Annotated in this window: 21 protein-coding genes and 2 pseudogenes; 10 read left to right on the top strand and 13 right to left on the bottom strand. The window is 72.4% G+C overall.

Features of this window, described 5'->3' with window-relative positions:
* Window positions 1–36 precede the first annotated feature (36 nt).
* Window positions 37–627 carry a TetR/AcrR family transcriptional regulator gene (locus tag OJ997_RS00585; protein ID WP_270023037.1) on the top strand — a complete coding sequence of 197 codons (591 nt, stop codon included), beginning with the start codon at window positions 37–39 and terminating at the stop codon, window positions 625–627.
* Here the strand turns inward: OJ997_RS00585 and OJ997_RS00580 are convergent.
* On the bottom strand, window positions 624–1,238 hold the full coding sequence (locus OJ997_RS00580) for an O-methyltransferase (protein WP_270023035.1): 615 nt from the start codon (window positions 1,236–1,238) through the stop codon (window positions 624–626). The two genes, OJ997_RS00585 and OJ997_RS00580, sit on opposite strands and share 4 nt — an antisense overlap.
* Window positions 1,235–2,128: an NAD(P)H-binding protein gene (locus OJ997_RS00575; RefSeq protein ID WP_270023033.1), complete on the bottom strand. Its 894-nt coding sequence runs from the start codon at window positions 2,126–2,128 to the stop codon at window positions 1,235–1,237. Before OJ997_RS00575 ends, OJ997_RS00580 begins: the two co-directional genes overlap by 4 nt.
* Window positions 2,129–2,331: 203 nt before the next feature.
* Here OJ997_RS00575 and OJ997_RS00570 point away from each other — a divergent pair, with 203 nt between their 5' ends.
* A complete protein-coding gene (locus tag OJ997_RS00570) occupies window positions 2,332–4,152 on the top strand; it encodes an Ig-like domain-containing protein (protein ID WP_270023031.1) in 1,821 nt (606 codons plus the stop codon).
* A 70-nt stretch (window positions 4,153–4,222) separates the two neighbouring features.
* Here OJ997_RS00570 and OJ997_RS00565 read toward each other — a convergent pair whose 3' ends face one another.
* The 3 genes from OJ997_RS00565 to OJ997_RS00555 all read right to left on the bottom strand — a co-directional run bounded on the left by OJ997_RS00565 (window position 4,223) and on the right by OJ997_RS00555 (window position 6,211).
* Entirely contained in the window at window positions 4,223–4,723 is a 501-nt protein-coding gene (locus tag OJ997_RS00565) for an Ltp family lipoprotein (RefSeq protein WP_270023029.1), read from the bottom strand.
* Between the two features lie 83 nt (window positions 4,724–4,806).
* Window positions 4,807–5,931 (bottom strand): serine/threonine-protein kinase, encoded by a 1,125-nt coding sequence (locus tag OJ997_RS00560; protein WP_270023027.1) that lies wholly within the window; start codon window positions 5,929–5,931, stop codon window positions 4,807–4,809.
* Window positions 5,932–6,022: 91 nt separating this feature from the next.
* Window positions 6,023–6,211, bottom strand: a complete 189-nt coding sequence (locus OJ997_RS00555; protein ID WP_270023025.1) for a hypothetical protein — start codon at window positions 6,209–6,211, stop codon at window positions 6,023–6,025.
* Window positions 6,212–6,374: 163 nt separating this feature from the next.
* On the opposite strand from OJ997_RS00555, the gene OJ997_RS00550 reads away from it, so the two are divergent.
* Together OJ997_RS00550 and OJ997_RS00545 are read left to right on the top strand one after the other, a co-directional pair.
* Window positions 6,375–9,233: an ATP-binding protein gene (locus OJ997_RS00550; protein ID WP_270023023.1), complete on the top strand. Its 2,859-nt coding sequence runs from the start codon at window positions 6,375–6,377 to the stop codon at window positions 9,231–9,233.
* A 91-nt stretch (window positions 9,234–9,324) separates the two neighbouring features.
* Window positions 9,325–9,852: a hypothetical protein gene (locus tag OJ997_RS00545; RefSeq protein ID WP_270023022.1), complete on the top strand. Its 528-nt coding sequence runs from the start codon at window positions 9,325–9,327 to the stop codon at window positions 9,850–9,852.
* A gap of 5 nt (window positions 9,853–9,857) precedes the next feature.
* Here the strand turns inward: OJ997_RS00545 and OJ997_RS00540 are convergent, their stop codons facing one another.
* A complete protein-coding gene (locus OJ997_RS00540; RefSeq protein WP_270023021.1) occupies window positions 9,858–10,595 on the bottom strand; it encodes an FHA domain-containing protein in 738 nt (245 codons plus the stop codon).
* A gap of 56 nt (window positions 10,596–10,651) precedes the next feature.
* Here OJ997_RS00540 and OJ997_RS00535 point away from each other — a divergent pair, with 56 nt between their 5' ends.
* Window positions 10,652–11,575, top strand: a complete 924-nt coding sequence (locus OJ997_RS00535) for an NAD(P)-binding protein (protein WP_270023020.1) — start codon at window positions 10,652–10,654, stop codon at window positions 11,573–11,575.
* Here OJ997_RS00535 and OJ997_RS00530 read toward each other — a convergent pair.
* The 4 genes from OJ997_RS00530 to OJ997_RS00515 all read right to left on the bottom strand — a co-directional run bounded on the left by OJ997_RS00530 (window position 11,565) and on the right by OJ997_RS00515 (window position 14,369).
* The gene (locus OJ997_RS00530; RefSeq protein WP_270023019.1) at window positions 11,565–12,278 is read right to left on the bottom strand and encodes a L,D-transpeptidase; all 714 of its coding nucleotides are present in this window, start codon (window positions 12,276–12,278) and stop codon (window positions 11,565–11,567) included. The two genes, OJ997_RS00535 and OJ997_RS00530, sit on opposite strands and share 11 nt — an antisense overlap.
* A complete protein-coding gene (locus OJ997_RS00525; RefSeq protein WP_270023018.1) occupies window positions 12,275–13,399 on the bottom strand; it encodes an ice-binding family protein in 1,125 nt (374 codons plus the stop codon). The genes OJ997_RS00530 and OJ997_RS00525 overlap by 4 nt, the downstream gene beginning before the upstream one ends.
* A 119-nt stretch (window positions 13,400–13,518) precedes the next feature.
* Window positions 13,519–13,797: a hypothetical protein gene (locus OJ997_RS00520; protein WP_270023017.1), complete on the bottom strand. Its 279-nt coding sequence runs from the start codon at window positions 13,795–13,797 to the stop codon at window positions 13,519–13,521.
* Window positions 13,794–14,369 (bottom strand): CAP domain-containing protein, encoded by a 576-nt coding sequence (locus OJ997_RS00515; RefSeq protein WP_270023016.1) that lies wholly within the window; start codon window positions 14,367–14,369, stop codon window positions 13,794–13,796. The genes OJ997_RS00520 and OJ997_RS00515 overlap by 4 nt, the downstream gene beginning before the upstream one ends.
* 697 nt (window positions 14,370–15,066) lie before the next feature.
* On the opposite strand from OJ997_RS00515, the gene OJ997_RS00510 reads away from it, so the two are divergent.
* Window positions 15,067–16,461 carry a hypothetical protein gene (locus OJ997_RS00510; RefSeq protein WP_270023015.1) on the top strand — a complete coding sequence of 465 codons (1,395 nt, stop codon included), beginning with the start codon at window positions 15,067–15,069 and terminating at the stop codon, window positions 16,459–16,461.
* On the opposite strand, the pseudogene OJ997_RS38225 reads toward OJ997_RS00510, so the two are convergent.
* Together OJ997_RS38225 and OJ997_RS38220 are read right to left on the bottom strand one after the other, a co-directional pair.
* Window positions 16,458–17,627 (bottom strand): annotated as a pseudogene (locus OJ997_RS38225) (choice-of-anchor D domain-containing protein); the annotation flags it as partial. The gene OJ997_RS00510 and the pseudogene OJ997_RS38225 sit on opposite strands and share 4 nt — an antisense overlap.
* Before the next feature lie 21 nt (window positions 17,628–17,648).
* Window positions 17,649–18,599, bottom strand: a pseudogene (locus OJ997_RS38220) (Vgb family protein); the annotation flags it as partial.
* Between the two features lie 143 nt (window positions 18,600–18,742).
* Between OJ997_RS38220 and OJ997_RS00500 the strand changes: the two are divergent.
* Window positions 18,743–19,087 carry a putative quinol monooxygenase gene (locus tag OJ997_RS00500; RefSeq protein WP_270023013.1) on the top strand — a complete coding sequence of 115 codons (345 nt, stop codon included), beginning with the start codon at window positions 18,743–18,745 and terminating at the stop codon, window positions 19,085–19,087.
* Between the two features lie 3 nt (window positions 19,088–19,090).
* Here OJ997_RS00500 and OJ997_RS00495 read toward each other — a convergent pair whose 3' ends face one another.
* On the bottom strand, window positions 19,091–19,444 hold the full coding sequence (locus OJ997_RS00495) for a response regulator (protein ID WP_270023012.1): 354 nt from the start codon (window positions 19,442–19,444) through the stop codon (window positions 19,091–19,093).
* Window positions 19,445–19,553: 109 nt separating this feature from the next.
* Here OJ997_RS00495 and OJ997_RS00490 point away from each other — a divergent pair, with 109 nt between their 5' ends.
* From OJ997_RS00490 to poxB, 3 genes are read left to right on the top strand one after another with little or no spacing between them, the layout of a single operon-like run.
* Window positions 19,554–20,519 carry an alpha/beta hydrolase gene (locus OJ997_RS00490; RefSeq protein ID WP_270023011.1) on the top strand — a complete coding sequence of 322 codons (966 nt, stop codon included), beginning with the start codon at window positions 19,554–19,556 and terminating at the stop codon, window positions 20,517–20,519.
* Window positions 20,516–20,998: a Dps family protein gene (locus OJ997_RS00485; RefSeq protein ID WP_270023010.1), complete on the top strand. Its 483-nt coding sequence runs from the start codon at window positions 20,516–20,518 to the stop codon at window positions 20,996–20,998. The genes OJ997_RS00490 and OJ997_RS00485 overlap by 4 nt, the downstream gene beginning before the upstream one ends.
* Window positions 20,999–21,002: 4 nt before the next feature.
* A complete protein-coding gene (poxB, locus tag OJ997_RS00480) occupies window positions 21,003–22,730 on the top strand; it encodes a ubiquinone-dependent pyruvate dehydrogenase (RefSeq protein WP_270023009.1) in 1,728 nt (575 codons plus the stop codon).
* Window positions 22,731–22,762 lie beyond the last annotated feature (32 nt).

Raw genomic sequence — 22,762 nt, 5'->3', positions numbered from 1 at the left:
CCGCATAGACAGGACGGCGCGTCTAGGCTTCGCGGCGTGTCCCCCACCCCACCTAGACCGCGCTCCGGGAATCGACGCGACGAGGCCGCCCGCGACGCGGTGTTGCACGCCGCGGACGACCTGCTGGCGGAGAAGGGGTTCGGCGCGTTGACGATCGAGGCGATCGCGCGCGAGGCCGGGGTCGCCAAGCAGACGATCTACCGCTGGTGGCCGTCGAAGGTCGAGATCCTGCTGGACACGCTCGTCGAGGACGCCGAGCGGCAGCTGCCGGTGCCGACCGACAAGGCGACGGCCGCGAGCATCCGCACGTACCTACGCAAGTTCGCGCGGTTCGTCACCCACGACGCCGCCGGGAAAGTCCTGCTCGCGCTGCTGGCCGAGGCGCAGCACGATCCCGAGACGGCCACCCGGATGCACCAGCGCTACCTGGGGCCGCGGCGGCGTCAGGAGCTCGAGCTGCTCAAGGGCGCGATCGACGCCGGCGAGATCGCGCCGCGACTCGGGCCGGACGCGGCGATGGACGCCCTGATCGGCCCGATCGTCTATCGCGCGCTGACCGGCGCGAGCATCCCGCGCGGGTTCGTGGACGCGCTGGTCGAGGACGTGCTGCGGCCGCGAACCGGCTAGCTCGCGCGCATCGAGACCTCGATGTCGCCCGCGAACGGCACGGACACGTAGCCGTCCGAGCGCACCTGTCGGAGGTACTCAGGGTTGCGGTCCGCGTCGTCGGCGACGATCAGCGCGCCCGGCGCGAGGCTCGGCTCGAGCAGCGCGAGCACGTCGGGGTACAGGCCTTTCGCGCCGTCGAGCAGGACGAGGTCGATCGCGTCGGGCAGATCGCGAGCAAGGGACTGCAGCGCGTCGCCCTCCCGGATCTCGATCAGGTCGTCGAGACCGGCGGCGACGAAGTGCTCGTGCGCTCGCGCGGCCTTGGACGGCTCGAACTCGGTGGTGACGACGCGACCGCCGCCGTTGTCGCGCACGCCGGCGGCGAGGTGCAGGGTCGAGAGGCCGAACGATGTGCCGAACTCGACGATCGAGCGCGCGCCGCTCGTGCGCGTGAGCAGGTAGAGCAGCCGCGCCGTGTCGCGAGAGACCGCCATGTAGACGTCCTTCGCGGCGGCGTAGAACGACCGGTAGTCAGCGCGCGGATCGGCCGGGATCGTGGCCGGCGCCTCGGCCTCCGCGAACAGGCGGTCGGCCAGCGACGCGAGCGGCTCGCATGTGAGCGTGCTCATGCCTCGACCGTCGGCTTGAGGACCGCTTCGCACCACGCGCGGAAGGTCGTCGGGGTCGTGGCGTCCGCCGTGCGCGGCTCCGCGTTGTCGAGGCCGGCGTTCTTGGCCTCGAACATGTCCGCCATGCCCTGTGCCATCGCGGGGCTGAAGCCGAAGCCCACCATGCGCTCGACCATCGCGGCGCTCGGGATCTGCTCGTAGCGGACCGGCGTGCCGAGCACGTCGGAGATGGTCCGCGCCCAGTCGTTGGGCGAGAGGTCCTCCGGGCCGAGACACGGGACCTCCCCCGCGCCGCTCCATTCGGTGTCCAAGAGCAGCCGCGCCGACGTGGCGGCGACATCGCGCGCAGCGACCGTCGGCGCCTTCAGCTCCGGGTCGATCGTCATGAAGAACGCGCCCTGCTCCCTGATCGAGCCGACGTGGTTGAGCAGGTTGTGCATCAGCGACGGGCAGGTCAGCGCGCGGTAGGCAACGCCACAGCCGGCGATCAGGTCGTCGAGCGCGAGTGTCGCGGTGACCGGGCCGGCGTGCTTGGCCTGCGGCGTGCCGCGACCGAGCGCCGAGATGCCGACGACGCGCTTCACGCCATGGCGGCCGAACGCGTCGACGGCCGGCCGCGCGAACCCGGCGAAGCTGTCGTCGACCGTCACCGCCTCCGGCAGGTTCGGGGAGAGCCAGAAGACCGCCTCGACGCCCTCGCAGGCGCGATCGATGACGTCGGCGTCGCCGTGCGAGCCGGTCATGACCTCGGCCCGTTCGCGCACGTCGGCGGAGAGCGCCGAGGGATCGCGGGCGAGGAGTCGCAGCCGCGCGCCTCGCTCCAGCAGCTCCCCCACGAGCTCGCGACCGATCGTGCTGGTCGGCGCGGTGATGAGGATGGTTGAACGCATATGGTTCACCTTAGACGCAACGGTGCGTCTTGTCTAATGGATTGTCGAAACGCACCGTCTCGACAAACGATCGCTCCAATCGCGAACGCGCTGCCAAGGACGTGCGCGGGCGACGCGTACGGCAGCCGGACGAGCGCGGTCGTGATGGTCTACCGCTACAAGGGTCTAGGTTCGCTCAAGGCTCCCTCATCTACATTGCCGCCATGCGCACCCTCGCCGCCGCTGTCCTTGCATTGCTCGTCACGGCCTCGCCCGCATGGGCCGCGCCGGCCACGATCACGTTCGACAAGAACACGACCTTCGACGTGCCGGCCGGTGTGACGAGCTTCTCGCTGGTCGCGGTGGGCGGCAGCGGGACTTCGCGCGGCAACGCGATCGGCGGCCGCGGCGCGAGGGTCACAGGCACCATGACGGTCGTCCCTGGCGCGCGGCTCAGGGTCGCCGTCGGCGGTGGCGGGGGCGCGGGCTCCGCCGGGTCACCGGGCGGGACGGGCGGCGGAATGGCCGCGCTGCTGGAGGGTGCGACCTACCGGTTCGTCGCCGCCGGCGGTGGCGGCGCCGGCGCGTCCGCACTGTCGATCGTGGGCGGAGACGGCGGAAACGCGCTCGCCGCGGGCAAGGACAGCACGGGCCTCGTCACGCACGCGAAGGGCGGCGGAGCGGGCACGCAGTCCGCCGGTGGTGCCCCCGGCACCGGAGGCGGGGGGAGCGCCACCACGGGCCAGCCCGGCGCGGCCGGTGTCAGCGGTGCCGGCGGCGCGGGTGGCAACGGCCACAGCACGGTCGGCTCCGGTGGCGGCGGTGGCGGCGGCGGGTTCTTCGGCGGTGGTGGCGGCGGCGGGGCGGGGAGCGCCGTGGAGAGCGCGGCCGGTGGCGGCGGCGGCTCGAACTACTTCGACCCCGCCGTGGTGTCCGGGACGTCGCAGGCGATCCTGACCTCCGAGTCGACGCCGCAGCTGTCGATCACGTTCGAGGACCCGGCCGCGCCGGCGCTCGCGTTCAACGCGACCGGGACGACGCTGAGCGGAACGGCCGGCACGAGCCTGGGCGACAACCCCACGGTCAGCCTCGAGCTCACGGACGCGGGCGGGCGCACGTACCCGCTGGCGCTCACGCCCGGCACGGGCGGCGCGTTCTCGGTCCCGACCCGAGGGCTGGCGGAGGGCGACTGGACCGCGGTCGCCCGCCAGACCGACGGGTCCGGTCAGACGGCGACGGTCACCCGCACGTTCACGGTCGACCGCACCGCGCCCGCCCTCACGCTTCTCGCCGAGGGCGCCCGTCTGAGCGGCACGACCACCGACACGACGCCCGTGACGATCACCGTGCGCAACGCCTCGGGCGCGCCGCTCGCGATCGTGGCCACGCCGGCAAACGGCGCGTTCGCCACCGACCTCACGCTGCCCGACGGCAGCTACACCGCGAGCGCCGTCCAGGACGACGCCGCCGGCAACCACGGCACCACCGGCACCGTCACGTTCGTCCTCGACACGGTCGCGCCGAACCTCAGCATCGACGGCACGACCGACGACCCCAGCGACGTCACGCTCGAGCTCTCCAACGGCACGACCCGGGTCGTGAAGGTCACGAGCGGCCGCTTCGAGCCGATCCCGACCGACCTCGCGGACGGCACCTACACCGTCAAGGCGCGCCAGACCGACGCCGCCGGCAACACCGCGACCACCGCCGAGCGCGCGTTCACGGTCGAGACTCCGAAGGGATCGCCGCAGGTCATCACCGTCCCCTCGCCGCCCGAGCGGATCATCGTCCCCGCGGCAGCCGGCAAGCAGGCCGCAGGCCTCGCGGTCACCAGCGCCCAGCGCAAGCGCGGCAAGCTGACGCTCGCGGGCACCGCCGCGGGCACCGGGAAGGTCACGGTCAAGGTCGGCAAGGCCAAGGTGACCGCCACGATCGTCCGCGGCAAGTGGAAGGCGACCCTGAAGGCCAAAGCGATCAAGGTCACGGTCACCTACGCCGGCGACGCGACGCACCTGGGCGGGAGCACGAGCCTGACCGTGCGCTGACGCACCGCGCTGACGGCCTACGATCCGTCCGTGCTCAGCCACGCCACTGGCGCGAGGGCGCGGGCGGGCTTCAATAGACCTTGTCCGCCGCGTAGCGCGCTTGCGCCGGGGTGAAGTTGTCAGCCGCCGAAGACGAGAGCTGCTCGATGAGGCCCTGCTTGGAGAACCCGCCCATGTCGAGGTAGCTCTGCGCCGCCTCGACGGCTTCCTGCTTCCAGTCGGCGCCGACGTGGTTCGCGGCGAACTTCGCGTCAGCCTTCGAGAACCCGTCCGCCGCCGAGGAGGACAGTTGCTCGATGAGGCCCTGCTTCGAGAAGCCGCTCATGTCGATGTAGCTGCGGGCGGCCTCGAGGGCGTTCTCCTGGCCCGAGGTCAGCTCGCGCTTCTTCTTCTTGGGCTTCTTCGCCTCGGTGGGTTCGTCCTGCGGCGTGGTCTCGTCGACCTGTTCCTCCGCGGGTGAGGCGCTGTCGGAGGTGCCCGAGGGTTCGGTGGCAGCGCACGCGGTCAGAGACAGGCACAGCGCGACGATGCCGGCAGCAAGTCCGGTCCGGGAGATCAGCTCAACACTCATAGTTCGAGTGTCGGGTGCGGCGCTGATCTACGTCAATATCGCGATCTATATAGAGTTAATCGCGCGGGTGCATACGTCGGGACTCAGCAGGCCACGCCGTCGCCGTCGCCGTCCAGACCGAAGTCATCGCGACCGACGACGCGGACCGCGCCCGCGATGTAGTTGGGTCCGTCGCCGTCGCCGCCCTTGCAGTCGTAGTCGCCCGCGTCGGCCTTCAGGCAGGCGCCGGTGTAGCTCGTGTGACAGGCCGGCCCGCGATCGACGAGGGAGGCGACGCCGTACACCATCGCCGGCATGAGGACGAGCGCGGCGCCGCCGACGCTCCACATGCGGCGCGTGGCGCTTCGGCGCGGCGGCTTCGGGTGGACCGGACGCTCGAGCGCCTCCCGCAGCTCGGAGACGAACGCGCGGGCAGAAGGATGGCGGCGGGACCGGTCGACCGAGAGCGCGCGGAGCATCACGCGGTCGACGTCCGGGCCGAAGCGATGATTGTGGGCGGAGAGCGGCACCGGCGCGGTGCCCGGGGGCTGCGAGGGCCCACGCGGGAGCGCGCCCGTGGCGATGCGGTAGGCCATCGCGGCAAGGGCCCAGCGGTCGCTCGCGGGCGTCGCGGGCTCCCCCATCAGCGTCTCGGGGGCCATGTAGACCGGCGTGCCGATGCGGCTGCCCGCGACGGTGATCGTCGAGAAGTCGTCGGTGAGGGCGATGCCGAAATCGGCGAGCAGACCGCGGCCGTCGTGCGGGTCGATCAGCACGTTGGCGGGCTTGAGGTCACGATGGACGATCCCGCGGGCGTGGCAGTGGTCGAGCCCAGCCGCGACGCCGCCGAGCACGTCGAGGATGTCCTCGAGCGGAAGCTGACGGGCCGCCAGGAGGTCGGCGAGTGAGCCGCCCGGCACGTAGCGCATCGAGAGGAAGTGCCGGCCGCGCACCTGGCCGTGCCGATAGATGGGCACGATGTTCGGGTGCTCGACCGTCGCCATCGTGCTCGCCTCACGGGCGAAACGACGGACGAAGTCGTGGTCGGCGGCGAACTCGGGGCGAACGAACTTCAGGGCGACCTGGCGCTTGAGGGCGAGCTCGGTGGCCAGGAAGACCTCTCCGAAGCCGCCGGCGCCGAGGCGCTCCTCGATCACGTAGTCGCCGACCGTCTCGCCCGGCGAGAAGGCGGAGCGGGTCCCGAACGCGTCAGCGGCAGCGGCACACATTGCGCAGGGAACCTATAGCTGAGGGGCGCCGGAAAGCAAGCGCCCCCGGTCGTGCCCCGGCCGGACGGCCAGGGCACGACGGTGAGGTGAGCTAGTGGCCCGAGGCCTGGCGGCCCAGGGCGTCGCACACGGCCTGATCGAAGATCGGCGTGCCCTCGGCGTCGTGGCAGAGGGGCGTCGGCGGGGGCGGCGGATCGTCGTCGGCGAACGCGGGGCTCGTGGCGCCGGCGAGGGTCATCGCCGTCACCAGGGTGAGCAGGGACTTGGCGGTACGTGACACAGAGTCCTCCTGTGCGTTGGAGTTGACTTACACTCACAACTCTGTGGCAGTTTTGGTTAATCACGCACCCGGGTTGAGGTAAGTGAGTCCTACGGTCTCGGAGGGGTTCACCTCCGTAAAGGGAAGGGTGCCGGATCGCTCCGGTGCGCTATAGGGTTCAGGCGTGCCTCATCGGATCTCGAGCCCGCGCCTGATCGGGCGCGAGTCCCAGCTGCAGCACCTGCAGGAGCTGTACGCGCGCGCCGCCGCGGGAGCGTTCACGCTGGCCTTGATCAAGGGGGACGCGGGCATCGGCAAGTCGCGGCTTGTGCGCGAGCTCGAGGCGTCCGAAGCGCTGTCGCTGCGCGGAGCGTGCTTCCCGATCGCCGGCGAGGAGGCGCCCTACGGACCGCTGGTCGCCGCGCTCCGCGACGTGCCGGTGGACCGGCTCGAGGCCGCGGCGAGCCAGCTCCCGGAGTCGACGATCGCCGAGCTGGCGCTCCTGCTCCCGGCCCTCGGGCGCCAGGCCCCGGCAGGGCGCGACAGCTCACGGGGCGCGCAGGGCCGGCAGTACGAGTACCTGCTGGAGCTGCTCGCGCGGCTGGCCGACGAGACACCGGTCGTGCTGGTGGTCGAGGACATCCACTGGGCGGACCCGTCGACGCTGGACTTCCTGTCGTTCGTGGCCCGCAACGCGCGGAGGGAACGCGTGCTCCTCGTCGCGACACACCGCCTGCACGACGGGCGTGACCTGCAGGCGCTCGAGCGCTACGTCGACCAGCTCGAGCGCTGCCCGACGGTGGAGACGATCGCCCTCGACCCGCTCGACGAGGCGCAGGTCAGCGAGCAGATCGAGGCCATCCTGCAGCGCCCGGCCGACGTCGGCATCACCCGGCGGATCACGGCCCGGACGCAGGGCAACCCGTTCTACGTCGAGGAGCTGATCGCCCACGGCCACACCGCCGAGGCGCCGCTCCCGCCCGGCCAGGCCGCCGCGCTGCTCGAACGCGTCAGGACGCTGAGCGCCGAGACCCAGCACGTCCTGCAGGTGCTCGCCGCGTTCGGGCGCGCGATCGAGCACGACCTGCTGGCGGAGGCCGTAGCGACCGGCGAGCCCGAGCTCTCGAGCCATTTGCGGACCGCAGTGGACTCGCACGTGATCGTCGCGGACGGCTCCACCCTGACCTTCCGCCACGCGCTCACCCGCGAGGCGGTCTACGACGCGCTGCTGCCGGGCGAACGCCGGCGACTGCACGCCGCCGTGGCGGGTGCGCTGCGCGAGCACCCGGACCTGACGGATGCCGCCGAGCTGGCGGTGCAGTGGCGTGCGGCCGGCGAGCCCGCAGCGGCGCTCGCCGCCTCACTGGAAGCCGCCCGGGCCGCGACCGGCGTCTACGCGTACAACGAGGCGGTGGAGCACTACACGGCCGCCGTCACGCTCTGGAGCTCGGCCGAGGCGACCGGCCTGGACCGCGCCCAGATGCTGCTGGACGCCGCCGACGCGGCCTATCGAGCGGGCGCCGACGACCTCCCGATCCAGTGGTGCGAGCTCGGCCTGGCCGCGCTCGGAGACGACCCGGACCCGCGCCGGGCCGCGGTTTTCCTCGAACGCCTCGGCCGTTTCCAGGACCACCATCTCGACAAGTCGCTGACGTTCTACGGCGAGGCGCTGGAGCGGCTCGACGAGACCGCGAGCGCTGAGCGCGCCCGTCTGCTCAGCAACGAGAGCCTCACGCTCACGCTCAGCGTTCGCTGGCACGAGGCGCGGGAACGCGCCCAGCGCGCGCTCGCGGTCGCCCAGGAAGCCGAGGCCGAAGCGGAGGAGGGGTACGCACGGTCGGTGCTCGGCCTCGTGCTGGCGTACCTCGGGGAGTTCGAGGACGCCGAGGCGCACCTGCACGAGTCGCTCCGCATCGGCCAAGCGCGCGGGAGGCCGGAGGACGTCACCGGGGTGTACGTGCACCTCGGCGAGGTCCGCCGGCTCCGCGGCGACCTGCCCGGCGCGCTGGAGGTCATGGCGGCGGGGCTCGAGACCGCGCAGCAGCTCGGCGTCGAGGCCTCCTACGGCCGCTACTTCGCGCTCAACGCCGCCGAGGACGAGTTCGAGCTGGGTCGCTGGGACGCCGCGCAGGCGCGGATCGACCAGCTCGAAGGCGCGTCGCTGACCTGGACGGAGACGCTGCTCCGGCTCACGGTCTCCGGCCAGCTCGCGGCCGGGCGCGGCGCGTTCGAGCAGGCCCGGGCCTGGCTCGACGAGGCCAGCGGGCTCCTGCGGGAGTCGTCGGCGACGGAGTGGACGGCCTACGTCGGCGCCTGCGTGATCGAGCTGGCCCTGACGGCGGGCGAGCCCGACGAGGCGCTGGTGATCGCGGCGGCGGAGCTCGAGCGCGTGCGCGGTCGCGAGGAGCGGCTGTACACGCCGGCCCTGATCGCCGTGGCCGTGCGGGCCGCGGCCGACGCCGGCGCGCCGGACGAGGCCGAGCGCCTCACGGCGTGGCTGTCGGACTTCCTCGACGAGTCCGCTCCGCCGATCGCCCTGGCACACCTGGCGGGTGCGCTCGCCGAAAGTGCCCGGGCCCGGAGTGCGTCCTCGGCCGAGCAGTGGGAAGGCGTCGCGAACGTGTGGGACCGGCTTGAACACCCGTACCGCGCGGCGTACGCCCGTGTCCGGGAAGCCGAGGCCCGGCTCGCCGAGCGCGACCGCGACGCGGCGGCGCAGGCCCTCGCGAAGGTGCTCGACGTCGCCCAGCTGCTCGGCGCGGCACCGCTCGAGCAGTGGGCGGAGGATCTCGTCAAGCGCAAGCGACTTCGCAACGCCGTCGTCCGGCAGCTCGAGTCCGCCGGGCCCGAGGACCGGCTGACGCGCCGCGAGCGCGAGGTCCTCGGTTTCCTCTCGGAAGGCCGGACCAACCGAGAGATCGCCGCCCAGCTGCACATCACCGAAGGGACCGCGGCGCTGCACGTCTCCCACATCCTCGGCAAGCTTGGCGTCAGCAACCGCGGTCAGGCCGCGGCGATCGCCCGCCGCGGCGGCGCCGACTGACCTGAGCGGCCGACATATATGTCGCCGTCGCGCGAGATATATGCACTTCCTGTGATGCCGTGAGACACGGCTTGGCATAGCTTCGGGGAGCATGAGCCTGCCCGCCGCGATCGAGTGCGACGACGCTCTGATCGTCTTCGAAGGTCCGCGCCGGATCCGCCACCACGGCGCCACCGGCTTCGACCTCTGGCCCGATCCGGCTGAAGCGCGGGAGGTCAGGGACCGCATCGCACGCGGGCGGCCGATCCTCGTCATCTTCGGCGGACTCCAGGCGGAGGCGACGGTCCTCACCGAGCAGTTCGCCGGCGCGCCGCCCGCGCTGGCGGAGCTCGTCCATGCGATCGCGCGCGATCTGGCTCCGATCCCGGTACCCGCGCTGGACTGGCTCCCCACCGACGTACGCGACCGCGGCCTGCGGTTCTTGCGGGCCACCACCATGCGCATCCGTCGCACGCCGTCGCTGCTCTGTCCCGCGCTGGCTCTCGACGATCGCGACGCGACGTGCCCGAACGTCCGCTTCGCCCACCTCTCCCGCGTCGGCCCGGAGACCGAGCGGGAGCTGTCGCTGGTCGTGGCCTACGCGTTCGCGGAGCTCACGCCGGTGAGGCTGACGCCATGATCCGGCTACGCGTAGTCGCCGGCGTCGATCAGGTGCTGCTTGGCGAGCGCCACGAGCTGCAGGCGGTTCTGCTCCTTCGTTCCGTGCAGGTCGTACCGCCGGTACAGCTGGCTGAGCAGATCGCTCACCCGTTCCGGGCCGATCGGCGGTTTCAGACGCGCCGCGATCTCCGCGTTGCTCGGCGGCGCAGCGAACGCGTCGGGGGACGCGAACGACGGCCGGCAGAGCTCCACCAGCACCTCGCGCTCGCGGATCGTCGGTTGCTCGAGCTCGTCACGGTCCGACGTACGGCCCTCGTCGAGCGGCACGCCGCCGATCAGGAGGAAGCGCACGCCCGCGAGCCGCACGTCGTGCTCGCCCGCTTCCAGTTGGGCCGGTCGCGCCGGGACCCGCGGAACGGGCTGCCACGCCCCCTTCTCCTGCGTGACGCCGCTGCGCAGACGCACGGCACGGAACTCCGTGCCGTGCCTGGACGCCACATCGAGAAGGTACACGCACACCGCGGCGGGGTCGGTGTACTCGCGCACCGTCACCTCCGCGTGCTCGCGGGAGATCTGCCGGTCCTGCGGGAACGTCACCGTCCCGTCCACGCGGCCGATCGTGGCGGGAGCACGCGGACTCAGCCCGTGCACGTGCAGGCGGCCGTCCACGCCGCGCCACGCGACGTACGGCTGCTTGTTCGCCACCTGCCCGATGCGGGCCGCCTCAGCGGCTCCGTCCGGACGCACCGGTTCACCAGTCACACACGCACAGTACGCAATGAGCGATCAGCCGAGGAGGCACGATGAGGATCGCGATCGTGGGCGCAGGCCGGACCGGCCTCGCCGCGGCACAGCTGCTCAGTGAGGACCCCCGCCATCTGATCACCGTCTTCGAGACCGGTCCACGGTTCGGCGGACGGGTCGAGGAGCGCGCGGTCGCCGACACGGTGGACCAGCTCTTCCGCCTGGGCGTCACGCTGCATACGAGCGCGCAGGTCGAGCGGCTCGCGGCCGACGGGACCGGGGTCGACCTCTGGATCAACGGGCTCGCCGAGCGGTTCGACGTCGCGCTCGTCGCCACCGCTCCGGCCGACGTCCGGGGACTGCTGCTGCGGTCCGGTGTCCGACGATCCACGGTGCGCAGCCGGGTCTACTTCACCGCCGACGTGAAGGACGCGGCCCGGGAAGTGCTCGGCCGCGTGGCCGCGGACCATCTCGACGTGTGGCTCCGGCGGCCGAGCGACGCGCGGATCACCGACGTCCTGCGGTCGCTGGCGCGACGAGCCGACGGGCTCGTCGGGTCGCACGTCGAGTGCCTGGACCTCAGCCGGGAGACCTGGCCCCCGAACGGCCCCGCCGTCTACATCGCCAACCACCGGCGGGCGCTCGACGCGGTCGTCCCACGGCACGTGTCCGCCACCGACGTCGTGGCCACCGCGACCATCGACGACACCCGGGAGTCGCGTGCTGCAGCGCTCGCCGCGCTGACGATCAACGTCCCGATCGTCCCGATCGGCGTGCGGGAACGGCCTACCGCCACGTCGTGGACGCGGCTGGGACGCCCGCACGCACAAGTCCGGGTCGTGATCGGCGAGCCCTTCTATCCCGAGACGTCGTCGATCGTCGAGCTCATGGACGACATGCGCGTGGTCGTCCGGCATCTCGAGCAGCTCGCGAGCAGGCCTCCGAGCCGGTCGCCGACCGGCCCAACGCCGATCACGACCGGGCGGATCACCGGGTGACGGTCACCGGCACGCCTCGCCCGATGCGTGCGGCCAGCCAGCGGATGGCGGCGTCGCTCAAACGCACGCAGCCGTGGGAGACGTCCGTGCCGAGCGCGCCGGCGAGGTGGTTGGTCCCGTGGAGCGCGATCTGCCCCGGACCGCCCTCGAACTCCTGGAGCACGGTCGAGCGCGCGCTCGTGGCGAGCGCGTAGGGACCGCCGGCGGCGGTGGCGGCCAGCCGCACGGCCTCTTCGACGAAGAACCGGCCGCGAGGCGTCGGCGTGCCGGGCGCGCCGACGATCGCTCGGAAGCGTCGCTGCACGACCCCGTCGCGGTAGGCGGTGACGCGACGCGCGGACAAGTCCACGCGCAGCTGCCAGGGCGTCGACCGGCGCAGGGTGCGGTAGGTGCGGATCCAGGCCGTACGTCCGTTGGGACGCCCGGGGAGCATCACGCGCACCCACCCGCCGCGCGCGGGGCCGACGACGGGAAGGGTCGTACGCACGCGCGTCAACGGAGCGCGGGCGGGGACGGACTGGATCACGCGCGCGCTCGCACGTGGGTGTGCGCGTGCGACGTGCGGCGCCGTCAGCACGACCAAGGCCTGCTCGGCGGGCACCGCGGCGCGGGCGGGCGTCGCGTGGACGCCCGCACCCGCGATCAGCGCCAGCGCCAGCGCCACGATCCCCCGGCGGCGGCCGGGGGAAGCAGCGATGGTCATCCCGTGAACTGCGAGGGACCGTACGTCGGGCGCAGGGCGACCGAGGCGCACGCGCGGTAGTTGAGGCTGAGCGTCCGCGCCGGGGTGGCGTCCTTGAAGGTCACGCGGGCCGTGACCTTGTGGCGGCCGGGCAGGCCGCGCACGAACAGGCGGAACGGCGACTTGGTGGTGCCGCGGACGACGCGGCCGTCGAGGCGGAAGACGACGCGCTTGATCTGGCGGCCACGCAGCGTGGCGTTGAAGCCGTCCGCGCAGGCGGGCTGCCCGGACCGGGCGCGCGGCGTGGTGCGCGTCCACACGGCGGTGCCGCGGCGGGGCGCGACCGCGGTGCCACCGGCACCGGGGCCTGTGGGCGCTGCGCCCCCGCTGCCGCTGCCGCTGCCAGTGCCGGTGCCGGTCGACGGCGGACCCGTGGTCGAGGTGTCCGTCGGCGTGGTCGGCGTCGCGGCGCACATGGAGGCGTCGATGACGTTGTTGATCAGGCTGATCTGGCCGCTCGAGGCGAGCAGGCGCCCCTGGACGGTCGCGGCGTTGTTGAGCGAGATCGAGGCCGCGGCCATCAGGTTGCCCTGGAACGCGGTGCCGGTGTCGAGCGTCGCGCTCGTGCCGACCTGCCAGTAGACGTTGCACGGCGTCGCGGCGCCGACGAGGCTGACCCGGCTGACGCTGGCGGTGGTGAGCGCCGACCCGATCTGGAACACGAACTGCGCGGCGGGATCGTTCTGCGCGTCGAGCGTGAGCGTGCCGGTGAGCTGCGCCGAGGACGTGAAGCGATACGCGCCGGGCGTGAGCACGAGCCCGCCGAGGTCGGTGCCGGACAGGTCGACGGTCAGCGGCTGGCCGGCGGCGACGCCGTACGCGTTGGTGAGGTCGAGCTGCGCCTGGGCCGCGACAGCGTCGTTGTTGTGCACGGCGCCGTTGAGCGTCGCGATCCCGAACCCCGTCAGCGCCGTGCCGGGCGACACGCCGAGCTCGCCGTTGAGCACGGACGGCCCGGTGTTGGTGACCGCTGAGCCGCCGAGCACGACGAACGGCTTGGCGGTGGCCAGATCGACGGGTGCGGCGCTCGCCGCGGCGGGGACCGCGACGAACGCGCAGCCGACCGCGAGGGCAGTGCCCACGCTTCGGAGCACAGGGGTACGGAACGGGTGCGACATACGTGCCTTCCTGCCGGCGCGGCGCGCCGGGACTTCCTTCAAGGACGGCACGCGGTGGCGTGCCGGTGTGATGCGGGTGGAGGTCATGACGCCTCGCTCTCCGAGCGATAGCCGCGGATGATCAGCGCGTCGCGCGCGTCCGCCGTGATCGTGGTCACGTACGTCAGATCGAGCGTGAACGCGTGCGCGTCGCGCTCTGCGGCCCGCGCCACGTCGTCGATGGCCTCGATGGCTTCGCAGTCGAGGACGCCGACCACGGTGACGTGGGTGCGGGCGAGCGAGGCGCGGCGGCAGACGGTCAGGTGGTGCCACGGCGTGACGACGACGAGCGGCGCGTCGACGAGGAGTGTCGGGGCGCTCACAGCTTCACGCCGAAATCCGTCGTGAACGTGGCGCCGACGTTGCCGTCCTTCGGGACGCCCGGCTGGATGCCGATGCCGAGCTCGCGGTACGCGGCCTTGAGGATGTTGGCCCGGTGGCCGCTGGAGCGCATCCACGCTTCGTGGACGCCGCGGGCGGTGCCGAGGTCGCCGGTGCCCCAGGCGAGGTTCTCGCCGAGCGACCAGCCGTCGTTGCGCTCCGTGTAGCCGGCGCGCACGATGCGGTCGACGAACGTCGTGCCGCTGGGCGCGGTGTGCGAGAAGTAGCTGCGGCGGACCATGTCCGACGAGTGCCCGAGCGCGGCCTTGCGCAGCTTGGGGTTCTCGCGCAGCGGCGTGAGGTCGTGCAGTCGGCGCTCGGCGTTGGTGAGGCAGAGGACGCCGCCGCGGATCGCGTCGGCGTTGGTCGCCGTCAGCGCGACGTCGATGCTCGGGCATTGGGCCTTCGCCACCGGGGCGGCGGCGGAGGCGGACGGGACGGTGAAGCCGAGGGTGGCGAGGACCGCGCCGCAGCTCAATGAGCCGCGGACCAGCGTGGAATGGGACGAACGCATGGCGTCGTCTCCGATCTTCTAGCCGGGAGGAAGGATGCGCTGAGCGGTTCCCGCAATCGCACGAGCCGGTGCTCGAGGCGACGCAATCAATGGAACCGCAGGACGCGGGCGGCGAACCGAGAGCGGTCCCGCCCGACCTATGGCGCACCGCTCCTGGCGAGCACGCTGTATTGAGCCCTGTCCTTGGGCCGGTAAGAGCACTCAGCTGAGGCTCCAAGCCGTGATCCTGCACCGGCTACTCACCGGTGACGCAACTTCCGACTGGTTCTGATAGTAGACCTACCGATCAGGATCCTCGAAGTTTTCAATGAATATCTGACAACGGTGAAAAACAGTTAATCGGGACGATCGGTCCGCTTCCCTGTTCCCAGGCTAAAACGCCGCGTCAACGCGAGTACACACCAGTTGGTTCCGCCTGCCCACGTCTGAGATCCCCGCGCTACGGTGTGCCTCGAGCGCTCAGCTGAGCGCTCGCCACCGGGCCCAAGGACAGGGCTAGATACAACGTGCTCGCCAGGAGCGGTGCGTCATAGGTCGGGCGGGATCCTGTGGTCCGCCGCCCGCGTCCTGCGGTTTCAATCGACGTCTCGAGCACCGGCTCGTTCGGTCGCGGGAACCGCTCAGCGCACTCTCCCCTCCCGGCTAGAAGAACGGAGACGACGCCATGCGCTCGTCCCACTCCTCCCCGCTCCGCCGCGTGAACCCCTTCGCGGGAGCGACCGTCCTCATCGGCGCGGCGCTCGTGCTCCCCACCCTCGCGTTGACCGCGGAAAGCTCCTCCGTGGCGGTGCATCGCGACACCCGGGCCGAGCTGGCCAGCGTGAACCTCGCGCAGGCGGTCGTCGTCGCCCAACAGCAGGCCGACGGGCCCGACGGCCTCCCCGCCGTGTGGTGCGGCGACGCGACGACCGTCGACGGCACGGCCAACGCCTCGGCGCCCGCGTCCGCTCCCCAGTTCAAGGTGGTCTACGCGTACGCCGCGGACCGGCCGAACCGGTTCAGCGGGTTCCAGGACGCGCTGCAGGCGAACGTCGCGATCACCGAGCGCTTCCTGAGCGCCCAGAGCGGCGGCACCAAGGCGATCCGCTTCGACATGGGCACGCGCTGCGGGCCGCAGTTCGTCGACCTGCAGGTGGTCGCGCTGCCCGGTCCGCGGGCGGCCTACGCGGGCGACTTCACCGCGATCACCACGGCGGTCGGTCGTGCGCTCGGGACCGGCGCCGGCCCGCGCAACACGGTGATCCTCGCCGACAGCCTCTCGTCGATGGGCTCGGAGTTCGGGCTCGGTGAGACCGTGATGGGCGACTCGGGCGAGCAGCCCGGCGCGGAGAACCCGCACAACCGTGGCGGCCTGCGCTCCGTGCTGTTCAGCCGCGACGGCGACGCCGCCCCCGGTCCGGTCCGCGGCGGCTGGTGGCCCGAAGGGTTCCTCCACGAGATCACGCACAACCTCGGAGGGGTGCAGTGGAGCGCCCCGCACTCGACCGCACCGGCGACCGCGGAACGCTCCCGCTACGGCCACTGCTGGCAGGGCGCCGACGTGATGTGTTACGTCGAGGACGCGGGCGCCGCGCACGCCATGCAGTACGACTGCGCCGGCATCCCCGGCACGATCCCCCAGGGCTACGACTGCGGGCGCGACGACTACTTCAACCCGGCCCCGCCGGCCGGCTCGTATCTCGCGACGCACTGGAACACGTACGACTCGGCGTTCATGGCGGGCTGCGCCAGCATCACACCGGCGTGCGGCGGTGGCGAGCTCTGGGTCCCCACGCCGCCGGTGGCCACCACGGCGCCGTCGATCGGCGGCCGCCCGCGCCGCGGCACCCCGTTGCAGACGAACGACGGGACGTGGCTGAACACGCCCGAGACCTACGTTCGCACCTGGCAACGCCAGACCCGGAAGAACCGCTGGGTGAACGTGAGCGTCGATGACGACGAGAGCTACATCCCCAGCACACGCGACCTCGGGTATCGCCTGCGCGTCGTCGTGGTCGCCGAGAACGCCGACGGCACCACGGCCTCGATCTCGGCCCCGACCGCCCCGATCGCGGCGAGCGCGATCGCCCGCCCCACCTCCAAGCGCAACTAGGCCTTGCGGAGCACCCGGCTGAGCGTCGCGGTCGTGTCGCCGTCCGCGAGGACGACCGACACCTTCGCGGCGCTCGCAAGCCTGCGCGCGGTGCTCGTGGAGAGCTTCAACCGCAGCGTCGCGGTCTTGCCGGCGCGGATGCGGAAGGACGCGCGCGCGAGGGCGGTCGTGCCGCGGCGCAGCGCGGCGGTGCCGGCGCAGGTGCCGCGGGGCGCGTCGCAGCGCACGCTCAGCTTCACGGTGCCCGAGGCGGCCAGCGACAGCGTCTTGGGCGAGAGCAGGGTGACCTGCGGCTCGTCGCGAGCGATCGTGAACCGCTCGGTGTCGAGCGCCGTCCCGCCCGGGCCGGAGGCGCGCACGGTGACGTCGTGGCTGCCCGGCTGCACGTTCTTGAGGACGTAGGGCGAGGCGCACGCGACCCAGGGACCCGAGTCCAGCCGGCAGTGGGTGACCGAGGCGTCCGTGGCGGTGAACGCGGTGCGGACGGTGTGTCCCGACACGGCCGCGCGCGTGACCGCGACCGTCGGTGCCGGGGCGGTCGGCGGCGCGGGCGGCGGCGGAGTCGCGGCCGTGGTGAAGGTGCCGTCGGCGCCGCGGACGGTGCCCGACGCGTTCACGGTCACGAGCCGGAAGTGGTAGGTGGTCCCCGCGGTCAGGTGGCTGAGCGTCTCGGCGACCGCGACGTCGGCCGTGCCGTCGCCGAGGGCGCGCGCCGGCGTGGTCGCGCCGTACGCGGTCGTCGTCCCGTATTCGAACCAGGCATCGGTCGCCGCGCCGTTGGGCCCGGCGAGACCGGCGAGCGTGGCCGCGTCGACGCCGACGCCGGTGGCCGCTCCGGTCGCGGCGCGCGGCGGGGGCGGAGTGCCCGTGCCGGTCAGCGCGACGGTGCGGGGCGAGCCGGACGCGTCGTCGGGGACCGTCACGGTCGCGGTCTGCGCGCCGAGCGTCGTCGGTGCGAAGCGGACCGTGAGCTCGCAGCTCTCGCCCGGCGCGAGCACGGTCGTGCCGGTGCAGGTGCTGGCGCCGGCCAGCGTGAACGCCGCCGCGCCCGTGACCGTCGGCGTGGAGAGGGCCACGTCGGTCGCGCCGGTGTTCTCCAGCGTGATCGTCCGCGTGGCGGCGGTGCTCGTCCGGAGCGCGCCGAACGCGGCGGAGGTGGCGCTGAGGGCCGGCGTGGCCTGCGGGAAGAGCCGGCCGAGCTTGCCGGCGTCGTGCTCGGTGAACCAGATCGCGTTGCCGGGGCCTGAGGCGATCGCGCCGGTCGCGCCGCCGGGGACGCTGAACTCGGTCACGACCCCGGCGGGCGTGACGCGGTCCACGGTGTTCCCGTCCTCGTGCGTGATCCAGAGGTTGCCGTCGGGCCCGGAGGCGATCGCCCACGGCTGCGACGCGGACGGGACCGGGAACTCGGTGACGACACCGGACGGGGTGATCTTCGCGACCTGATGCGCTCCGGTCTCGGTGACCCACAGGTTCCCGTCCGGGCCGGCGACGATCACGCCCGGCTTGGCGGCGGGCGTCGGGAGCGCGAACTCGGTAACGGTGCCGGCCGGCGTGATCCGCCCGATCTGGCTGGCGGCGAACTCGCTGAACCACAGGTTGCCGTCCGGCCCGACCGTGATCCCGTACGGCTCCGTCGCGGCGGGCAGCGCGAACTCGGTGACCACACCCGCGGGCGTGATGCGGCCGATCTTGTCGGCGGTGTACTCGGTGAACCACAGGTTCCCGTCCGGGCCGGCGACGATCCACGCCGCGCCGGCGCTCGTGGTCGGAAGCGCGAACTCGGTGATCGTCCCGGACGGGGTGATGCGTCCGATCTTGTCGGCCCCCCACTCCGTGAACCACAGGTTGCCGTCAGGCCCGGCGGCGATGCTGTTCGGCATCGCGTTCAGCGTCGGGACCGCGAACTCGACCGCGGCGCCGCCCGGCGTGTAGCGGACGATCTTGTTCTCCATGAACTGGGCCCACCACAGGTTCCCGTCGGGTCCGACGATCAGGCTGGAGTTCTGCGAGCTCGCCGTCGGCGCCGTGAACTCACGGACGATCGGGCTCGGCGCCGCGAGCGCCGGGCCGGCGGACACCAGCGCGACGACCGCCAGAGCAGCGGGCACGGCACGACGAAGCAGCGCAGAGAGCATGCGTTGCTATCGGCAGACCACTCAGGCGGGACGAGTGGACTAGACGCTCGTCCGAGAGATCACGGCGTGGCCTCAGCTTTCGCAGGCGCTCCTGTCGTCGTCACGGGCGAGAGCGTGTCGTGACGATCAAATACGATCGCGGCGTGCCCGACTCAGTACTCGCCATCACCCGCATCCACGGCATCGCCGGACGCCGTGACGAGCTCCGGAGCCTGATGCGCGCGACCGAGCAGGCGGTCGCGCAGGAGGCCGGCTGCCGCACGTACCGCTTCGCGGCGATGCTCGACGACCCCGACGAGTACGTGCACGTGCAGGAGTGGACGGACGAGACCGTGTGGAAGGCGCACCAGGTCTCCCCCGCCTTCCGCGACTATCAGCGCGCGCTGTTCGAGCTGCTCGCGCGGCCGTCGGACATGGAGATCCACCGCGGCGCGCAGACGACGAAGCCGGAGCCGTCGGGCCTGCCGGACCCGCGCGCGGTGGACTGACGCTCAGCCGGCCAGGAGGTCGGTGCCTTCGCCCACGAGGTCGTGCTTGCGGACGAAGCCGCACGCGCCCCGGCGGATCGCGTCCTCGGTCGTGGTCGCGTCCGGGTCGGACGAAGTCAGCAGCACACGCGGCTTGCAGTCCAGGCCGCACAGCTCGGCGGCCAACGTCACGCCGTCGCCGTCGGGCAGGTTCACGTCGAGCAGGATCGCGTCCGGCTGCAGCGCGACCGCGACGAGGGCTCCGTCGGCGGCGGTGCCCGCCTCACCGATCACGGTCAAGCCGGAGGCGGCGAGCACCCCGCGGGCCAGTGAGCGGAAGCTCGCATCGTCGTCGATGAGGAGGACTCGGACTGGCACGACACCCACGGTAATCCTGGCTCGGCGACGTGACTGTCCGGCTGACCGGACATCGGTCTCCGGCCCGTACACATGGCCGGGAGGCCTTCCCGACGATTGAGTGCTGGCCATGGCTACCACCCCCGCAACCACGCCGGTTGTCCTCGAACCCGCCGCCCAGGCCTTCGCCGAAGCGACCGCGAATCCGCCCTACCTGTACGAGGTGCCGCCGGCCGAGGGTCGCAAGATCGTCGACGACACGCAGTCGGGTGACATCTTCAAGCCGGCGGTCGACGACGAGTGGATCACGGTCCCCGGCGGGCCGACCGGCGAGGTCAAGACGCGGATCGTCAAGCCGCAGGGCGCCACGGGCGTGCTGCCGGTGATCCTCTACATCCACGGCGCCGGCTGGGTGTTCGGCAACGCCCACACGCACGACCGGCTCGTGCGGGAACTGGCCGTCGGCACGGGCGCCGCCGTCGTCTTCCCCGAGTACGACCTGTCCCCGGAGGCGCGCTACCCGACCGCGATCGAGCAGGAGTACGCTGTCGCGCAGTGGATCGTCCGCGAAGGCGCGACGAAGGACCTCGACGCGTCGCGGCTGGTCGTCGCCGGCGACTCGGTCGGCGGGAACATGGCCGCGGCCCTGGCGATCCTGGCCAAGCAGCGCGGCGAAGTCGACTTCAAGGCGCAGGCGCTCTTCTACCCCGTCACCGACGCGAGCTTCGACACCGACAGCTACCACCAGTTCGCCGAGGGCTACTGGCTGCGCCGCGACGCCATGCTCTGGTTCTGGGACCAGTACACGACCGACCCGGACGAGCGGGCGGAGATCACCGCGAGCCCGCTGCGGGCGACCGCCGAGGACCTGGCCGGCCTGCCGAAGGCGCTCGTGATCAACGGCGAGGCGGACGTGCTTCGCGACGAGGGCGAGGCGTACGCGCGCAACCTGCGCTCGGCGGGCGTCGACGTCACCGCGACCCGCTACGGCGGCGCGATCCACGACTTCATGATGGTCAACGCGCTGCGCGAGACCAACGCCGCCGGCGCGGCGATCGAGCAGGCCATCTCGTTCATCAAGGGGGCACTCGCATGAGCACGCTGAGCACCGATCACCACCCCACCCTGCGCCACGTCGACCGCGAGGCGATCGGCGTCGAGCTGCAGGCCGTGCTCGCGATCCTCACGGACCTCGCGCTCACCGGCAAGCACGCGCACTGGAACGTCCAGGGCCCGAACTTCCGGGCGCTGCACCTGCACCTGGACGAGCTGGTGGACGCGTGGCGCGACCAGGCCGACACCGTGGCCGAACGTGCCGTCGCTCTCGGCTACGCGCCGGACGGACGGGTCGCGACGGTCGCCGTGCAGACGCCGCTGCCGCTGCTCCCCCCGGGCCCGCAGCTCGACCGCGAGCTGCTCGTGAACCTCACCCGGATCCTGACCGAGGCGATCGGCGCGATCCGCGAGCGCATGGACCGCCTGGAGGACGTCGACACCGTCACCGCCGACCTGCTGCACGGCGTCGTCGCCACCCTCGAAGAGCAGGCGTGGATGATCCGCGTCCAGACCGCCTGACGCCATGTCCGAGACCGTGGCTCAGCAGCTCGTCACCACGCTCACCCGTGCCGGGGTGGAGCGCGTCTATGGCTTGCCGGGAGACTCGCTGAACGGGTTCACCGACGCCCTGCGGCGCGACGGCGGGCTGGCCTGGGTCCACGTCCGCCACGAGGAGGCGGCGGCCTTCGCCGCCTCCGCCGAGGCCGCCCTGACCGGGGACCTCGCCGTCTGCGCGGCGAGCTGCGGCCCGGGCAACCTGCATCTGATCAACGGGCTCTACGACGCCAACCGCAGCCGCGTCCCGGTGCTCGCGATCGCCGCGCACATCCCCAGCGCGGAGATCGGTGGCTCCTACTTCCAGGAGACGCATCCGCAGGACCTCTTCCGCGAGTGCAGCGTGTACTGCGAGCTGGTCTCCTCGCCCGAGCAGCTCCCGCGCGTGGCCGAGATGGCGATGCGGGCGGCGATCGAGCAGCGCGGCGTCGCGGTGCTCGTCGTCCCCGGGGACGTGCTGGAGGCCAAGGCGCACGACACGGGCGAGCGGCCGGCGATCCGCCCCACGCAGACCGTCGCCCGCCCCGCCGACCTCGCGCTTGACGCGGCCGCCGCGGCGCTCAACCAGGCCGAGCGTCCCGCGATCCTCGCCGGCGCGGGCTGCGAGGGCGCGCACGCGGAGCTCGTCGCGCTCGCCGGTGCGCTCAAGGCGCCGATCGTGCACACGCTGCGCGGCAAGGAGCACGTCGAGTACGACAACCCGTACGACGTCGGCATGACCGGCCTGCTCGGCATCAGCTCGGGCTATCGCGCGCTCGAGCACTGCGACGTGCTGGTCATGCTCGGGACCGACCTGCCGTACCGCCAGTTCTATCCCGAGGACGCGACGGTGATCCAGGTGGACACGCGCGGTGAGCACATCGGCCGGCGCGTGCCGGTCGACCTGCCGCTGGTCGGCACCGTCAAGGACACGATCGACGCGCTCCTGCCGCGGCTGATCCCCGGCAAGAGCGCCGAGTACCTCGAGCGCATGCAGCGCGAGTTCGCGAAGGCCCAGCACAAGCTCGGCAAGCTGGAGAGCGACGCGACGCCGATGCACCCCGAGACGGTCGCCGGCGCGATCGACGCGCTCGCCGCCGACGACGCGATCTTCATCCCCGACGTCGGCACGCCCGTGATCTGGGCCGCGCGCCACCTGCACATGAACGGCCGGCGACGGCTGATCGGCTCGTTCAACCACGGCTCGATGGCCAACGCGCTCGCCCAGGCGATCGGCGCGCAGGCGTCCCACCCCGGGCGCCAGGTCGTGGCGCTCTCGGGCGACGGCGGCCTGGCGATGCTGCTCGGCGACCTGATCACGCTGCGCCAGAACCAGCTGCCGGCCAAGATCGTCGTGTTCAACAACGGCTCGCTCGGGTTCGTGGAGCTGGAGATGAAGGCCGCCGGCATCGTCAACTTCGGGACCGAGCTCGAGAACCCGGACTTCGCCGCCGTCGCGACGGCGCTCGGCCTCTACGGGCAGCGCGTGTCCGATCCCGCCGGCCTGCAAGACGCGTTGCGCGCCGCGTTCGCGTACGACGGACCCGCGCTCGTGGAGGTGATGGTCGCGCGCCAGGAGCTCTCCCTGCCGCCGACGATCACGCGCGAGCAGGTCAAGGGTTTCGCGCTGTGGGGCGCGCGGACCGTACTCTCCGGGCGCGGCGACGAGCTGATCGACCTCGCGCACACGAATCCCTTGCGCCGCCTGCTCGGATAGCCGGACATTCGGCCAGAACGCCCCAGCGGGTA

The sequence above is a fragment of the Solirubrobacter phytolaccae genome (genome assembly GCF_027587195.1).
GTDB classification, from domain to species: domain Bacteria; phylum Actinomycetota; class Thermoleophilia; order Solirubrobacterales; family Solirubrobacteraceae; genus Solirubrobacter; species Solirubrobacter phytolaccae.
The sequence above is the reverse complement of the archived record's forward strand: the minus strand, read 5'-3'. Positions and strand labels throughout refer to the sequence as shown.

Coding starts and splice junctions, on each gene's coding strand:
- OJ997_RS00580 (WP_270023035.1), bottom strand. CDS start 1,238: ATGAGCACGCTCACATGCGAGCCGCTCGCGTCGCTGGCCGACCGCCTG.
- OJ997_RS00565 (WP_270023029.1), bottom strand. CDS start 4,723: ATGAGTGTTGAGCTGATCTCCCGGACCGGACTTGCTGCCGGCATCGTC.
- OJ997_RS00545 (WP_270023022.1), top strand. CDS start 9,325: ATGAGCCTGCCCGCCGCGATCGAGTGCGACGACGCTCTGATCGTCTTC.
- OJ997_RS00530 (WP_270023019.1), bottom strand. CDS start 12,278: ATGACCATCGCTGCTTCCCCCGGCCGCCGCCGGGGGATCGTGGCGCTG.
- OJ997_RS00515 (WP_270023016.1), bottom strand. CDS start 14,369: ATGCGTTCGTCCCATTCCACGCTGGTCCGCGGCTCATTGAGCTGCGGC.
- OJ997_RS00490 (WP_270023011.1), top strand. CDS start 19,554: ATGGCTACCACCCCCGCAACCACGCCGGTTGTCCTCGAACCCGCCGCC.
- OJ997_RS00575 (WP_270023033.1), bottom strand. CDS start 2,128: ATGCGTTCAACCATCCTCATCACCGCGCCGACCAGCACGATCGGTCGC.
- OJ997_RS00485 (WP_270023010.1), top strand. CDS start 20,516: ATGAGCACGCTGAGCACCGATCACCACCCCACCCTGCGCCACGTCGAC.
- OJ997_RS00560 (WP_270023027.1), bottom strand. CDS start 5,931: ATGTGTGCCGCTGCCGCTGACGCGTTCGGGACCCGCTCCGCCTTCTCG.
- OJ997_RS00570 (WP_270023031.1), top strand. CDS start 2,332: ATGCGCACCCTCGCCGCCGCTGTCCTTGCATTGCTCGTCACGGCCTCG.
- poxB (WP_270023009.1), top strand. CDS start 21,003: ATGTCCGAGACCGTGGCTCAGCAGCTCGTCACCACGCTCACCCGTGCC.